The sequence below is a fragment of the Kitasatospora sp. UYEF31 genome (genome assembly GCF_057291755.1).
The window spans coordinates 25,487-39,127 of sequence record NZ_JBXAWK010000016.1 but is presented as its reverse complement, the minus strand read 5'-3'; the positions used below and the strand labels follow the sequence as shown (position 1 = coordinate 39,127).

At 68.1% G+C, this 13,641-nt stretch carries 15 protein-coding genes; 5 read left to right on the top strand and 10 right to left on the bottom strand.

The features are described 5' to 3' along the window. The first annotated feature begins 64 nt into the window (after positions 1 to 64). On the top strand, positions 65 to 892 hold the full coding sequence (locus tag AC0Z36_RS10705) for a MerR family transcriptional regulator (protein WP_485462535.1): 828 nt from the start codon (positions 65 to 67) through the stop codon (positions 890 to 892). Between the two features lie 93 nt (positions 893 to 985). On the opposite strand, the gene fahA is transcribed toward AC0Z36_RS10705, so the two are convergent. From fahA to AC0Z36_RS10680, 5 genes are read right to left on the bottom strand one after another with little or no spacing between them, the layout of a single operon-like run. After that, positions 986 to 2,200 (bottom strand): fumarylacetoacetase, encoded by a 1,215-nt coding sequence (gene fahA / locus AC0Z36_RS10700; protein WP_485462534.1) that lies wholly within the window; start codon positions 2,198 to 2,200, stop codon positions 986 to 988. Positions 2,201 to 2,238: 38 nt separating this feature from the next. After that, positions 2,239 to 3,057: a hypothetical protein gene (locus AC0Z36_RS10695; protein WP_485462533.1), complete on the bottom strand. Its 819-nt coding sequence runs from the start codon at positions 3,055 to 3,057 to the stop codon at positions 2,239 to 2,241. Continuing rightward, a complete protein-coding gene (locus AC0Z36_RS10690; RefSeq protein ID WP_485462532.1) occupies positions 3,054 to 4,250 on the bottom strand; it encodes a cupin domain-containing protein in 1,197 nt (398 codons plus the stop codon). The genes AC0Z36_RS10695 and AC0Z36_RS10690 overlap by 4 nt, the downstream gene beginning before the upstream one ends. 1 nt (position 4,251) lies before the next feature. Further along, positions 4,252 to 5,838, bottom strand: coding sequence for an FAD-dependent monooxygenase (locus tag AC0Z36_RS10685; protein WP_485462531.1), 1,587 nt, complete (start codon positions 5,836 to 5,838; stop codon positions 4,252 to 4,254). Between the two features lie 43 nt (positions 5,839 to 5,881). Continuing rightward, on the bottom strand, positions 5,882 to 6,844 hold the full coding sequence (locus AC0Z36_RS10680; RefSeq protein WP_485462530.1) for an MBL fold metallo-hydrolase: 963 nt from the start codon (positions 6,842 to 6,844) through the stop codon (positions 5,882 to 5,884). A gap of 214 nt (positions 6,845 to 7,058) precedes the next feature. On the opposite strand from AC0Z36_RS10680, the gene AC0Z36_RS10675 reads away from it, so the two are divergent. Together AC0Z36_RS10675 and AC0Z36_RS10670 are read left to right on the top strand one after the other, a co-directional pair. Further along, the gene (locus tag AC0Z36_RS10675; RefSeq protein ID WP_485462529.1) at positions 7,059 to 7,316 is read left to right on the top strand and encodes a type II toxin-antitoxin system Phd/YefM family antitoxin; all 258 of its coding nucleotides are present in this window, start codon (positions 7,059 to 7,061) and stop codon (positions 7,314 to 7,316) included. Then, on the top strand, positions 7,313 to 7,573 hold the full coding sequence (locus AC0Z36_RS10670) for a Txe/YoeB family addiction module toxin (RefSeq protein ID WP_485462528.1): 261 nt from the start codon (positions 7,313 to 7,315) through the stop codon (positions 7,571 to 7,573). Before AC0Z36_RS10675 ends, AC0Z36_RS10670 begins: the two co-directional genes overlap by 4 nt. A gap of 154 nt (positions 7,574 to 7,727) precedes the next feature. Here the strand turns inward: AC0Z36_RS10670 and AC0Z36_RS10665 are convergent, their stop codons facing one another. The 4 genes from AC0Z36_RS10665 to AC0Z36_RS10650 form a co-directional block, all read right to left on the bottom strand. Further along, a complete protein-coding gene (locus AC0Z36_RS10665; protein ID WP_485462527.1) occupies positions 7,728 to 8,270 on the bottom strand; it encodes a MarR family winged helix-turn-helix transcriptional regulator in 543 nt (180 codons plus the stop codon). A gap of 135 nt (positions 8,271 to 8,405) precedes the next feature. Beyond that, entirely contained in the window at positions 8,406 to 8,597 is a 192-nt protein-coding gene (locus AC0Z36_RS10660; protein ID WP_485462526.1) for a hypothetical protein, read from the bottom strand. Between the two features lie 166 nt (positions 8,598 to 8,763). Beyond that, a complete protein-coding gene (locus AC0Z36_RS10655) occupies positions 8,764 to 9,702 on the bottom strand; it encodes an MBL fold metallo-hydrolase (protein WP_485462525.1) in 939 nt (312 codons plus the stop codon). Between the two features lie 128 nt (positions 9,703 to 9,830). Beyond that, on the bottom strand, positions 9,831 to 10,370 hold the full coding sequence (locus tag AC0Z36_RS10650) for a TIGR03086 family metal-binding protein (RefSeq protein WP_485462524.1): 540 nt from the start codon (positions 10,368 to 10,370) through the stop codon (positions 9,831 to 9,833). Positions 10,371 to 10,636: 266 nt separating this feature from the next. Here AC0Z36_RS10650 and AC0Z36_RS10645 point away from each other — a divergent pair, with 266 nt between their 5' ends. Then, a complete protein-coding gene (locus tag AC0Z36_RS10645) occupies positions 10,637 to 11,947 on the top strand; it encodes an MFS transporter (protein ID WP_485462523.1) in 1,311 nt (436 codons plus the stop codon). 19 nt (positions 11,948 to 11,966) lie between these two features. On the opposite strand, the gene AC0Z36_RS10640 is transcribed toward AC0Z36_RS10645, so the two are convergent. Further along, on the bottom strand, positions 11,967 to 12,515 hold the full coding sequence (locus AC0Z36_RS10640) for a type IV toxin-antitoxin system AbiEi family antitoxin domain-containing protein (RefSeq protein ID WP_485462522.1): 549 nt from the start codon (positions 12,513 to 12,515) through the stop codon (positions 11,967 to 11,969). Positions 12,516 to 13,149: 634 nt separating this feature from the next. Between AC0Z36_RS10640 and AC0Z36_RS10635 the strand changes: the two genes are divergently transcribed. After that, positions 13,150 to 13,611, top strand: a complete 462-nt coding sequence (locus AC0Z36_RS10635; RefSeq protein ID WP_485462521.1) for a hypothetical protein — start codon at positions 13,150 to 13,152, stop codon at positions 13,609 to 13,611. Positions 13,612 to 13,641 lie beyond the last annotated feature (30 nt).

Genomic DNA, 13,641 nt, shown 5'->3' with positions numbered 1-13,641 from the left:
CCCCTCCGCCGGCTGCTTGACTCTGCCCCAGGGGCAGACCGCAGCCTGACGTTGGAGGTTGGACGTGGACGAGGAACCCGTACTGCTCGGCATCGGCGTGTTCGCGCGCAGGTCGAGGCTGTCGTTGAAGGCCCTGCGCCTGTACGACCGGCTCGGGCTGCTGACGCCGGAGCTTGTGGACCCCGCCAACGGCTACCGGCACTACGGCCAGTCGCAGTTGGCGACGGCCCGTCTGGTGGCGTTGCTGCGGCGGATCGACATGCCGTTGACCCAGGTGGCCGAGGTGGTCGACGCCCCGGAGTCCGAGGCGGCCGAACTGGTCGCCGCGTACTGGGGGTCGGTCGAACGCCGGACGGCCGGGCAACGGGAGCTCGCCACGTACCTCCGGTCCAGACTGTCGGGTGGAGAAGGAGTGTGGGACATGTTCAAAGTCTTCGAGCGCACGGTTCCGGAGCAGCTGGTGCTGTCCGAACAGCGGCACATCACCCCGGAGGAGATCCCGGGGTGGATCTCCGCGGCGGGCGGGCGGCTCGTCGAGGCGGCGGAGAATCACGGCGGCGTCGCGGGGCCCGCGTTTGTCGTCTACCACGGTGAGGTGACCGAGGACAGTGACGGCCCGGTGGAGATGTGCGTGCCGATCGATCCGCGAAGGGACGTGCCGGCGGACGTCTGCGCGCGCAGGGAACCGGCGCACCGCGAGGCCTACACCCGGATCGTGAAGGCCCAGGTCGCGTTTCCGCAGATCCTGACGGCGTACGAAGCGGTGGCGCACTGGGTTGAGGCGCAGGACGGCCTCCAGACCACCGGTGCGCCGCGCGAGGTCTACTTCGCGGATTGGGACGCTGCGGGTCCGGACAGTGAAGTCTGCGACATCGCCTTCCCCGTGGGCTGACACTCCCCCGCGTCGATCATGTACAGCAGGCCCCTCAACGATCTCCAGTGGGCATTTCTGTACATGATCGACGCAGCGGGAACAGCGGCAGGATCAGCTGCGGGCCGGGTCGATCCGGCCGGTCACCTCACCGAAGCCGAGACGGGTTCCGGCCAGGCCGGGCGCGGTGGCCGTGATGACCACCTCGTCGCCGTCCTCCAGGTAGGTGCGCGTCGAGCCGTCGGCGAGCTTCAGCGGGTCGCGGCCGTTCCAGGTGATCTCGATGAGCGCGCCGCGCTCGTTCACTTCGGGGCCGGAGACCGTGCCGGAGGCGAAGAGGTCACCGGTGCGGAGGGAGGCTCCGTTGACTGTCAGGTGCGCGAGCTGCTGTGCCGCCGTCCAGTACATGGTCTTGAACGGGGGCCGGGAGATCTCGTGGCCGTTCAGCGACACCGACATGTCGAGGTCGAGTCCCCACGGCTCGGACGTACGGTCGTCGAGGTAGGGCAGCGGCTCCACGTCGCGGACGGGCGGGGAAACCCGGGCCGCTTCGAGCGCGTCCAGCGGAACGATCCACGGGGACAAGGAAGTTGCGAACGACTTGCCGAGGAACGGGCCGAGCGGCACGTACTCCCAGGCCTGGATGTCGCGGGCCGACCAGTCGTTGACGAGGCACACGCCGAAGACGTGGTCGGCGAAGTCACCGAGGCTGACCGGTGTGCCCAGCGGGGACGGTGTGCCGACGACAAAGCCGACCTCCGCTTCGATGTCGAGCCTGACGGAAGGCCCGAAGCCCGGCGCCGCGTCGGCGGGGGCCTTGCGCTGGCCCGACGGACGGACGATCGGCGTACGGGAGGACACGATCGTCCCGGCGCGCCCGTGGTAGCCGATGGGCAGGTGCTTCCAGTTGGGCGTCAGCGGCTCGGAGTCGGGCCGGAAGATCCTGCCCACGTTGCTCGCGTGGTTCTCCGACGCGTAGAAGTCCACGTAGTCGGCGACGGTGAACGCCAGGTGCGGCGTCAGGCCGGCGCGGTCCCGCAGGTGCGGTTCGACGGCGGCGCGGAAGCCGGGGTCGGTGAGCCAGGCGGTGATCTCGGCGCGGACGGCGGTCCACACGGGCCGTCCGGCGGCGAGCAGCTTGTCCAGGCTGCCGCCGGTGAACAGGCCGAGGTGCGCGGAGCCGACAGCGTCGGCGGCGGCAGCGAGGTCGAGCGCCTGGTCGCCGACGGCGACGACGAGGCGGGGCTCCGCGCCGGCAGCGCTGAAGACGCCGTACGGGAGGTTGTGGATGCCGAAGAGGTGGTCGGCGGGGACGTCGAGCCAGGTCACGGGAAAGTCCTTAGGGGAAGCGGGCGTTGGGCTCACGGTCACGGGCGGGTCAGCAGTCCGAGGTTGATCAGGTCGGCCAGTGGTTCGCCGATACTGCACGTGCCGTAGGCGGTGAACAAACCGCGCAGCTCTTCTATCTGTGTCTCCGTCAGGCCCCGGATCTCGTCGGCGAGCCGGTCGCCGTCGCGGTGCGCGAGGTTGGCCACGAGCATGTCGCGGTCAGCGCCGACGGTCGCCAGGTAGGAGGCGAGCAGCACGTTGAGGAAACCGTGGTGGTCAAATCCGGTGTCGGGGTCGGTGTGGCGCACGGCGTTGTGCAGCCCTGCGGTGAGCTTGACCGGCAGGTCGCGCTCAGCGGCGGTCAGCAGGAAGTCGGCGAGTTCGCCCACCGTGGGGAACGCCGCGGCCGTGACGCCGCCCGTACGGAACTTGGCCCGGTGGCGGGTGCCCACGAGCAGATCCAGCGCCGCGGTGTCCCCGCGCTGGACTTCGACCGCGCCGCTGAGGTCTTCGGGCAGGTGTTCGCGCAGCGCGGCGACGGCCTTCGCCGTGTCCCCGGCCACCTCGACGCCGGCGAGCAGCAGACCGGGCGTTGCGAGGACCAGGCGTACGGCGTCCCCGACGGCCTCAGGCGAGGCCGCCACCGGCAACACCCGGAGCGGCTTCATCGGATCGGCGTAGGCGGACAGTTCCGGAATCCGCGCCGCGCCGATGAGGAACGGGCCCACGTAGTCGGCGTACCACGCGGATTCGTGGTTACGGTGCGCCGGGACGGCCTCGTCCAGCGGCGCGTTCCCGGGCGGGAAGACCGCGGCGTCGTCCCAGAGACCTGCGAACAGCGGGTGGTACAGCGTCATTTCCGGCCTCCGGCCCAGGTCCACGCGTAGACGCCGTCGTCTACGGCGGTACCGCCTTCGCCCAGGCCGAGCGGCCTGAACGTGTCGACCATGACCGCGAGTTCGTCGAAGTACTCCGCGCCGATGCTGCGTTCGTACGCGCCGGGCTGCGGGCCGTGCGCGTGGCCGCCGGGGTGCAGGGAGACGGAGCCCTCCTTGATCCCGGAACCCTTGCGGGCCGCGTAGTCTCCGGCGACGTAGAACATGACCTCGTCGGAGTCGACGTTGGAGTGGTAGTACGGCACGGGGATGGACAGCGGGTGGTAATCCACCTTGCGCGGCACGAAGTTGCAGATGACGAAGTTCGCGCCCTCGAAGACCTGATGCACCGTCGGCGGCTGGTGGACACGCCCGGTGATGGGCTCGTAGTCCGAGATGTTGAAGACGTACGGGTACAGGCACCCGTCCCAGCCGACCACGTCGAACGGGTGGGTGGGGTAGGTGTACCGCGTGCCGACGATCTCGCCGCCGAGGCCGCGGTGCTTCACCAGCACGTCGACGTCGGCGCCTTCCACGACCAGCGTCCCGGCCGGGGTGCGCAGGTCACGTTCGCAGTACGGCGCGTTCTCAAGCAGTTGCCCGTACTTCGACAGGTAGCGCTTCGGCGGGGCGATGTGACTGTTCGCCTCGATGCAGTAGGCGCGCAGCGGTTCGTCGCCGGTCGGCACCCAGCGGTGCGTGGTGGCGCGCGGGAGGATCACGTAGTCGCCCGGCCCGACGTCGAGTGCGCCGAAGACGGTCTCGACGACCGCCGTCCCGGACTCGACGTACACGCACTCGTCACCGATGCCGTTGCGGTACAACGGCGACGGGGCCGAGGCGACCACGTAGGAAATCCGTACATCGGCGTTCCCCAGGACAAGCCGCCGGCCGGTGACCGCGTCGACGGACTCCCAGTCGTCCTTGGCGAAGAGGTCGTGCAGTTTCAGGTGCCGCGGAGTGAGCGGGTGGTTCGGGGTGATCGTCTGGTCGGGCAGCTCCCACACCGCGGCGCCGCCGATCGCCGACGGGATCTCCCGGTGGTAGAGCAGCGACGAGTCGCTGGAGAAGCCCTCCTCCCCCATCAGTTCCTCGAAGTAGAGCCTTCCTTGCGGATCGCGGTGCTGGGTGTGCCGTTTGGGCGGCACGGTGCCCACCTGCCGGTAGTACGCCATGTCACTCTCCCTGGTCGGTAGCGATATTCCGGGACTCCGGGGTCTCCGTAGCCCGTTCTGCAAGCATCCTGCCCACTGCCGACCGTACGTCGGAAGGGCGTGGATCACGAAGCACCGCCGCGACGTACGCGTCGGGCCGGATGACCCACACCTCCCCCGGCCGGGCGTCCAGCGCGCCGCGCAGCACGCCGCTGGGGTCAAGAAGGCCGATGTCGTACGTATGGACTGCCGCGTCCGCGTATCCACAGGACAGGATCATCGGCCGGCTCCTGGCCAGGAGCCGCAGCCGGGTGTCCCCCACGGGCACGTCCGGCAGCAGTACGCCGGGGCCGGGCGGCGGCGTCCCGCCCCTGGGCGGCCGGCCGGTGGCGGGCCGTTTGCCGCTCGGGGTGGTCAGTGGTGAGTCGTGGTACCAGTACGGCTCGGACAGCCGTCCCGAGTCGACTCCCGCCCGCGCTTCGGGATCCCCTTCGGCGTGCTGGAGCAGCTCATGCCGCCGCTCCCAGGCCGCAGTGTCCGGCGGCGCGAGGAACCGCATGGTCGCGCCGGTGACGTCGAGGTTCTCCAGCGCGGCAGCGTGTCTTTCGTCGTGGTAGGTGGTGAGGAGTGCTTCGGGGGCCTTCTTGTGGAGGACGTAAGCCAGCTTCCACGCCGCGTTCTCCGCATCCTGGACGCCGGAGTTCAGCCCCCGCGCGCCGAACGGTGCCACCAGATGCGCGCAGTCCCCGGCGAGGAGGACCCTGCCGGTCTGCATCCGGCTCGCGATGCGCGAGTGGAAGCGGTACACCGACTGCCAGACGATCTCGTACGGGGTCTCCCCCACGATCCGCCGGATCCGCGCGTCGAGGTCGTCCGTACTGACGTCGTAATCGTCGGGGACCTGCCAGTCGATGCGGTAGACCGAGTCGGGGCACGGGTGGATCAGCACCTGGCGGCGCGGGTGCCACTCGGGGTCGAAGTGGAAGCGGCGCTCGGCCTCCCAGCCCGGGAGGTCTGTCCTGATGTCGCAGATGAGGAACTTGTCGTCGTACGAGGTTCCGTCGAAGGTGACGCCGAGGCAGTCGCGCAGGACACGGCTGTGGGCTCCGGAGCAGGCGACGACGTACTGCGCCGTGGTCTCAACTCCGTTACTGGTAACAGTTACTGACTGTTCGTCCTGTCTGATGCCGGTGACCTCATGACTCCAACGGACGTCAATCAGCGGCTCGTTCGCGATCGCCTCGTCGAGGATCTCCTCCGTACGCGACTGGGAGATGTTGACGAACGGCGGGAACGCGGACCGTCCACGCTCGGTGAAGGAGTGGGAGAAGAGTTCGCACCCTTGGTAATACGTACGCGCTGTGGTCCAGGTGACGCCTTCGTCGGCGATGCGCCGCCCCGGGGAGGCGGCACCCTGGCGGCCGGCGAAGTCCCAGATGTCGAGGACGTCGCCCTGCTGGCAGATGGCCTTGGACCCGGCGGGGTCCCGGTGCGGGCGCCGGTCGAGGACCAGGGAGCGTACGCCGTGCCTGGCGAGCAGGAGGGCCGCGGTCTGGCCGACCGGGCCGTTGCCGATGATGAGCACTTCGGCGGGGGTGGTCCCGTACACGATCATCTCCCCGGAGGACGGGCGGCGGATGGGCGGGCGGGGCTCAGCTCTGCAACTGGTCCCAGACCGCCCGGTCCCGCTCCGCCGTCCAGATGACCGGCCGCTCCACGCCCGTCAGTTCGTCCCACAGCCGGGACACGTCGAACGGGAGGCAGTGTTCGAAGATGGGCCAGTGCCCGAACTGCGGGCCGAGGGTGGTGTGGCAGGCCTCGAAGGCCTCCTTGAGCGTGCCGCCGCACTTCTGTACGGCGGAGACCTCGTCGATCATCGTGGTGAGGAAACCCCGGGTCTGCGCGATCGCCGCGTCGACCTCCGTCCGGCCCCGGGCGATCGCACCACGCCCGCCGACGAGTTGCTCGGCTTCGAAGGCCGCGATGTTGTCGAGGGTGCCGGTGGACCAGTCACGGTGGAAGGCGTCGCCGGTGTACAGCGCGGCCTGCGACTCCACGAGGTCGCCGGCGAACAGGATCTTCTGCTTCGGCAGCCAGGCGACGATGTCGCCCTCGGTGTGGCCGCGACCGCAGTACTGCAGGACGAGTTCGCCGCGGTCGCCGCCCAGGTCGATCGTGAAGCGGTCACTGAAGGTGGCGGTCGGCCAGGTGAGACCGGGGATGCTCCCGGGTTCGTCGAACAGCCGGGGCATCCGGCCGAATTCGCTGTCCCAGTCCTGCTTGCCGCGCTCGGCGATCAGGCCCCTGGTCTGCTCGCTGGAGATGATGGTCTCAGCGTCGAACGCGGACGCGCCGAGCACCCGGACCGCGTGGTAGTGCGAAAGCACGAGGTAGCGGACCGGCTTGTCAGTGTGTTCGCGCAGCCGCGTGAGCCATTTGCGGGCGGCGACCGGGGTGGCCAGAGCCTCGAAGCAGACAAGGAAGTCCTCGCCCTCGATAGCGCCGATGTTCGGGTCGCCTTCAGCCGTCAGCGCGTAGACGCCGTCGGCGAGGACTTCGAGGGTCTGCTCTTTAGCGGCGAGGTCGGCGGACGAGGCGAAGGGCTTGGCGGCCATGGCGGGGCTCCCGGAGCTGCTCGGCGTGATTCAGTAAAACCTTTGACCATCGACTACGAATGCGACGGTACCAGGGGGATTTTCCGTGCGCCAGAGGCAGGGGCGCGCCACCTCGCCCCACTCCTCGCTCGAAACGAAGCACTGACAGAGTTCCATGCTTGCCTTGCCGAAAAACTCGACGTACAGTTTCCTGTACATAAGAGGAAGGTGTGCCATGAAGACCATGACCTACACCGAGACCCGGGCGAACTTCGCCGAGACACTCAACGCCGTCAACGACGACCGCGAGGAAGTCGTGGTCACCCGCGCTGGACACGATCCGGTCGTGATCGTCTCCCTGGAGGACTACCAGTCCTTGAAGGAGACGGCCTACCTGCTGCGCAGCCCGGCGAACGCCCGGCGACTGCTGGCCTCCATCGATGAACTGGAGAGCGGTGGCGGGACCGTACGGGAACTGGCGGACACCGAGTGAAGATCACTTTCGCCTCGCGCGCCTGGGACGACTACTTGTGGTGGCAGGTCCAGGACCGCAAGGTCCTCAAGCGAATCAACACACTGATCGCCGACGTGACGCGCAACGGCAACGTGGGCATCGGCAAGCCGGAGCCGCTCAAGCACGGATTTCAGGGCTATTGGTCGCGCCGGGTCAACGACGAGCACCGGCTGATCTACAAGACCACTGAGGACTCGGTCCTGATCGCGCAGTGCCGCTACCACTACGAGAATTGATCCAGCACGGCACGACCTCCAGCCGTGTTGGTCCTGGGGCTCGTGCGGGAAGTACGCCTGGATTCACCCGCTTCGTTCCGCGGGAGCCCCATGGGGGGGGCGAACTGGTAGGTCCGTCAGCAGGGCCCCGGCGTGTGTCGGGGTCCTGGGTCCGTCAGTCGCGGCGGCGGACCCAGTCCGCGCCGGCGTGCGCGGCGATCTTGCCGAGCAGGCGGATCATCGTGCGGACCTCGTCCGGGGTGAGCGCGTCCGCCCACTGCTGCTCGCGGGCGTTGTGGTCGACGTAGGTTTCGGCGAGGGCCCGCTCACCGGCTGGGGTGAGCTGGAGCAGGACCGCCCGGCCGTCGTGCGCGGCGGGGGTGCGGGCCAGCTGGCCCTGCTTCTCCAGCGTGGTGGCCAGCGCCGATACAGCGGCGCGACTCATGCCGGACACCTCAGCGGCCCGCTTGCCTTCCAGCGGGCCGCTGAGCCACAGCACGTACATCAGCCGGAAGCCCGGCCAGCTCCAGCCGCGCGGGCGGTGCACGGCCGCTTCCAGGTCGTACGTGACGACGCTGGTGACCCGGTAGAGCATCAGCACCAGGCGCAGCGCGTCGGTATCGAGCTCAGGCAGCCGCTTCCCGGCTTCACGGACGGCGAAGTCGGTGAAGGAGAGGAAGTCGACGTGCTCGGGGGGACCGGCGGCGGCGGGGGGCATCCGGCCAGGGTACTGGGGGTGGCCGGGGTCACGTCCGGGTTCGTGTCGCCGTTGTCGATCACCAGTGGGGTGCAGAGGAAGTTCCGCAGGTAGAAGTCCGGCGGGAACTTACCCACGTTGAGGACGGTCGACGGATTACTGCCTTACGGTGCCGACCCGGACGGGACCCACCGTTTCCCTTTCCTCGGGCAGTTCGTCCTCGCGGAAGACCAGCGGGGCCGTCCTCGGAACCTCCCCGGCGTTCTTCAGAGTCTGCTTGTTGACGGTCTCGTAGCGTCCCGCGTACAGGGAGGGGACGCGGTGCTCGAAGAACCGGGTGCGGGTCACTGAAGTTCCGTGCGGCGTCTCAGGGGTTTACGGCCGGGGCGCACGCCACACTTCCGGACACGTGGGGCCGCTTCAATCAAGACACAGAGAGATGCCCGGTTGACGCGCAGTCACAACTCGTTTCCATCCCCGGAGTTGGCGGTTCCGGATAATGGGCTTACAAGATTCACGCGTAGCAGGTGAGGGGCTTGCCGCCGTTGAACGCGACCATGTCGCGCAGGGCCGCCCCGATGTCGATGGCGGCTCCGTTGGCCGCGCCGTCGAGCTCGGCGTAGGCCCGGTGCAGGTTGCCGACCAGGCGTTCGGGGTCGAGCAGACCGGCGAACTCCCCCAGATCGGTCTCCCTGGCAACCTTCAGTGGATCGAGACCGGCCTCGCGACCCCGTACGGCCGTCTCCTGAATGAAACGCAGGTAGGCGAGCGGCGTCTCGACCGCTTCGGGCCCACAGACACCGCCGTGGCCGGGCACGATGGTTTCGGCGTTGAAGGCCCGGACCTTCTCCAGCGCGTCGATGGATCCGGCGACCGAGCCCATCACAACAAACGGCGTGCCGCCGTTGAACACCAGGTCGCCGGAGAACAGCACCTTCTGCTCGGGCAGCCACACCACGGAGTCGTTGGTGGTGTGCGCGGCGTCGCCGATGTAGGTGACCTCGGCGCGCAGGTCGTCGGCGTAGACGGTGACGCCCCCGGTGTAGGTGAGGAACGGCGGCGCAGGGGTGAGGTCACCCCAGTCGACGCCGGGCCACACCGCGTCGAGCGGCAGCGCCGGGGCGTCGAGGATCTCCTGGCGGGTCTTCTCATGGGCGACGATCGTCGCGGTGGCGAAGAGGTGGTTCCCGTGCGTGTGGTCACCATGGTGGTGCGTGTTGATGAGCGTGCGTACTGGTGCGGGGGTGACTGTGGCGATCGTGTCGAGGTAGGCCCGGGTACGGCGCTCGGTGGAGCACGCGTCGACGCTGATCACGCCGTGGCGGCCGGTGATGAAGCCGGTGTTGTTGATCCACCAGCCGCCGTCGGGCTGGATGTACGCGAAGACGTTGTCCGCGACCTCCCGCAACGTGGCCGGGCCGCCGGCATTGTGGTTGTGGTGCGATGTGCTCATGCGGGGCTCCCCGAGGGTAGACGGATCCGCATGGTTCCACGGCCGACCACCGGGACGGGCGACCGACGCGGCTGATCTCCCGTACGGAATAAGGGTTCTGACGGAAGACCAGCCGCAACGCAGCCGGTTCAGGCAGTGCGGCCCAGGAACCCGGCGAGCCTGTCCGCGGCCGGGGCGTCGGCGGCGACGGGCTGCTCGGGGCCGAAGGCCTTGCCTTCACCGCGCACGGCGTCGCTCATGCGCCCACGTGCCAGCGTGAGCAGCACCTCGGCCAGCTCCGGGTCCAGGTCGGTGGGCTGCCCGGTGGCCTTCGCGAGGTCCCAGGCGTGCACGAACAGGTCACTGACGGCGAGGCTCGCCAGGAACGCGGCCGGCTGACGCCCGGCGAAGGTGTCGACCTCGGTGGTCAGCGCGCCGGGCGTCGACATCACGTCGAGCACGGCTGCGGCGATGACCTCGAAGTCGGCGGTGCGGTCACCGGTCTCCTCGGTCTCGGCACCGCCGATGCCGAGGGTCAGCTGCCGCTGGGCGTCGAAGGTGTGGCCGAGCAGTGCTTCGATGTCCCAGCCGTCGCAGGGGCACTTCAGGCCGAGCTGGCCGTCGTCGACCCGGGCGAAAACGGTACGGAAGGTCTCGGCGGCGCGGGTGTACTGGGCGATCTGGTCCATGTGCTGGCCTCCAACGGCGTCATACGACAGGACGGCGGGCAGCTTACGCCGGTGGAGCAGGTGATCGTGCGGCGCTCTCCTGCTTTACTTAATCGTGTCAGTCCGATGATTCGGGGATGACCCACGCCACTCCAGGAAGCCTTGAGGAAAGCGCGGCTCACCCTGATAGTTGAAGGCTGCACGTTTTTTTCAGCACATAAGCAGGTTCACTCGCGACAACCGACTCCGTGACGGCGGTGGGGCGACGACTCGGAAGGGGTGCGCCCATGGGGGCCGCTACGGAACAGGACGGCAACTCGACGGAAGTCGTGGACGAAGCGCAGGTGCGCGCACTGCGCGCCGCGCGAATATCCGCCACGATCATGATGTTCACGTTCAGTGCGGCGGTCGCGTCGTACATCGCCCGGATCCCGGCGATGAAGGAGGACCTGGGCCTGAACGAGGGCACCCTGGGGCTGGCTCTGCTCGGCGCACCGGTCGGGATCATCCTTTCGGTGTCCAACGCCAACAAGTTCATCCTCCGGTTCGGCTCCCGGGCTGTCGGCCGGTTCACGGTCACCGTAGGTTCGGGCCTGCTGATCCTGCCGGCCGTCGCCTGGAACCTCTGGTCGCTGTTCGGCGGACTCTTCTTCATGGGCATGGTCCTCGGCCTCACCGACGTGTCGGTCAACGCCCAGGGCGTGGCGATCGAGCGGAAGATGGGCCGCTCGATCATGAACAGCCTGCACGGCGCGTACAGCGTCGGCGGGCTGGCGGGCGCCGGTGTCGGCGCGCTCGTCGCGAGCGCTTCGGTGCCGGTGGGCTGGCACCTCGGTGTCGCGGCGGTGTTGATGTGCGCGCTGGGCTGGTTCGGGTCCCGCAACCTGCTCGGCGCTGAAGCGGACACGCACGAGGTCACGGCTCCGGGTGCCACGCCGGGCTCTGCTCCGGATTCCGCTCCGGGTTCCGCTCCGGGTTCCGCTCCGGGTGCCACGCCGGGTTCCGCTCCGGATTCCGCAGAGCCCGCACCGGACGGCAAGCACCCCAAGGCCGCGCTGATCGCGGTGGCGATGCTGGCCACGATCGCTCTGTGCTCCTACGCCTCCGAGGGTTCGATCGGCGACTGGAGCGGCGTGTACCTGCGCGACCACCAGGGCTCGTCCGAAGGGGTGGCCGCACTCGGCTTCCTGGGCCTGTCGATAGCGATGACCATCGGCCGGTTCACCGGCGACCGCGTGGTGGAGAAGGTCGGCGGAGTAAACGCACTGCGCTACGGCTCACTGATCGCCGCGGCCGGAATGGCGCTGGCGATCCTCGCCCCGAACGCGGCGCTGACGATCGCCGGGTTCACGCTCTTCGGCTTCGGCGTGGCCCCGATCGTGCCCGTCGCCTTCAGCGCGGCCGGCAACCTCCCGGGCGTCCCGGCGTCCTGGGCGATCTCCAAGGTCTCGGGTGTCGCATACGTCGGCATGCTCGGCGGTCCGCCGGTCATCGGCTTCATCGCGCACCAGTCGAGCCTGGCGTGGGCGCTGGCGGTGCCCGGCGTGCTGATCGCCCTGGTGGCGACAGTGGCGGGTGTGGTTGGACAGCGGAACTGATTTCTTACTGCGCCGTCGATCATGTACAAAAGTGCCCTAAAGGATCTCCACAGGGGCATTTTGTACATGATCGACGCACTGACTCACGGGCCGAAAGCCCGCCGGTTTCCGGATGGTAGATCGGCCACTGCACTTCCTCCGGCGGGATCCGCCCGTCCACGCAGGTCAACCGGAGCCGGGTCTCGAACGGCGACTCCGCCCGGCCGTCGGACAAAGACAGCCAGGGCCGGGCCCGGACGACTCCGCGGCGCTTCGCCATGGCGGAGCCGACCGCCGGAAGACTCTCCATTGTGAGCAGACCTTTATTGAGCGCGGAGTCCAGCACGGACACCGGTGTGGGCCGCCGGACCAGCTGGACGACCCTGACCCGGCTGCGCAGCGGATTCTCAGACCGGTCCCCTGCGTCGATCAGGCAGGCACCGTGGGTCAGTCGCTCCCAGCGCCCCCGGCGCAGCAGGGTCTGCAACTGCTTCGACGACAGTCCGCCCCAGCGGATCTGAGGGGCCGTCAACACTCCGTCCTGCGTACGGGCCAGTGCCCGCAACAGGTCCAACTGGTCCTGCGTCATGGAAACCTCCCCGTTTCGGCTGCCGTCCACAGTGCCGGGTAGCGGGCGGGTTTCCGGCAGACTTCCAACCGGTTCACTCGAAAGCGGCACAACCGACGGCGTCGATCATGTGCAAAAGTCCCACCATTTGTCTCCATAGGGGATTTTTTTACATGATCGACACGGGCGAGGTTCATATTCCCTGATTGCGATCCCACTCCTTGCAATACCGCCTCACCGGCGGTGAGTATATTCGAAATCAGAAATATGGTCAGCATGTCCATTAATCGGGGGATTTGACGAAGATGCGAACACGCATAGGGATAATCGCTGCCACCGCAGCGCTGCTGGCGGCCACTGCTTGTGGTGGCGACGACAGCAGGAAGGGGCCTGAACCGCAGGTGGCGGGCGCGAAGAATCCCACCAGCAGCAGCACCCGGGCGGGTCGGCGTCGAATTCCGTACCGCCACTGAAGACTTTCGATCCGCCAGTCCGCTTCGAAAGCAGTGTCACGGACCTAATTTCCACTGATGCCGGAACATTCACGGCGGGTAGCATACCCAGTCAGTAAGACCCTCCGGCCATACTGCTCGACGGGACGGATTACTTCCTGATCGACGGCAAAGGCGGCTGGTCTGCGCTGCTGGACCTGGACATGAGCAAATCGACAAGATATCCGTCGGCCGCACTCCACCTGGTCGGAGCCGATGAGCGGAATGTGATCGCCAGTATCGGTGACAGAAGTGCGGCAGCGATGACTTGGGTATTGGATACGGCCACCGGACAGATCCGCTGGAAGAAGGACGACTTCCGCGCATCGGCCTATACCGGCGCGGTGATCGCCGGTTCGGGATACGGCCCCGAGTACACCGGCTGGCTTGTGACTCTGGGGCTCGAGGCCGCTGACGGCACAGAGCGCTGGCGACTCACGGAAGGAACCGTCAGCGGTATCGGCGAGGCAGGCCCGGGTCTGCTCATCGCCGCTCAACGTAGCGGCTCCGGCAATGTCACCAACATCATCGACGCTGCGACCGGTTCGGTCCGTATGAGTTTCCCGTCGGACTACGGGACTTGCTGGTACGTCGGTGTCACTGTCACGGTCTGCGGCACAGGCTGAGCCGCTGCGTCGATCATGTACAAAATTCCC

What these genes read in the sequence shown, in the direction of transcription:
- AC0Z36_RS10695 (WP_485462533.1), bottom strand. Translation starts at nt 3,057, where the DNA reads ATGACGCTGTACCACCCGCTGTTCGCAGGTCTCTGGGACGACGCCGCG.
- AC0Z36_RS10690 (WP_485462532.1), bottom strand. Translation starts at nt 4,250, where the DNA reads ATGGCGTACTACCGGCAGGTGGGCACCGTGCCGCCCAAACGGCACACC.
- AC0Z36_RS10680 (WP_485462530.1), bottom strand. Translation starts at nt 6,844, where the DNA reads ATGGCCGCCAAGCCCTTCGCCTCGTCCGCCGACCTCGCCGCTAAAGAG.
- AC0Z36_RS10675 (WP_485462529.1), top strand. Translation starts at nt 7,059, where the DNA reads ATGAAGACCATGACCTACACCGAGACCCGGGCGAACTTCGCCGAGACA.
- AC0Z36_RS10665 (WP_485462527.1), bottom strand. Translation starts at nt 8,270, where the DNA reads ATGCCCCCCGCCGCCGCCGGTCCCCCCGAGCACGTCGACTTCCTCTCC.
- AC0Z36_RS10655 (WP_485462525.1), bottom strand. Translation starts at nt 9,702, where the DNA reads ATGAGCACATCGCACCACAACCACAATGCCGGCGGCCCGGCCACGTTG.
- AC0Z36_RS10650 (WP_485462524.1), bottom strand. Translation starts at nt 10,370, where the DNA reads ATGGACCAGATCGCCCAGTACACCCGCGCCGCCGAGACCTTCCGTACC.
- AC0Z36_RS10645 (WP_485462523.1), top strand. Translation starts at nt 10,637, where the DNA reads ATGGGGGCCGCTACGGAACAGGACGGCAACTCGACGGAAGTCGTGGAC.
- AC0Z36_RS10640 (WP_485462522.1), bottom strand. Translation starts at nt 12,515, where the DNA reads ATGACGCAGGACCAGTTGGACCTGTTGCGGGCACTGGCCCGTACGCAG.
- AC0Z36_RS10635 (WP_485462521.1), top strand. Translation starts at nt 13,150, where the DNA reads ATGAGCAAATCGACAAGATATCCGTCGGCCGCACTCCACCTGGTCGGA.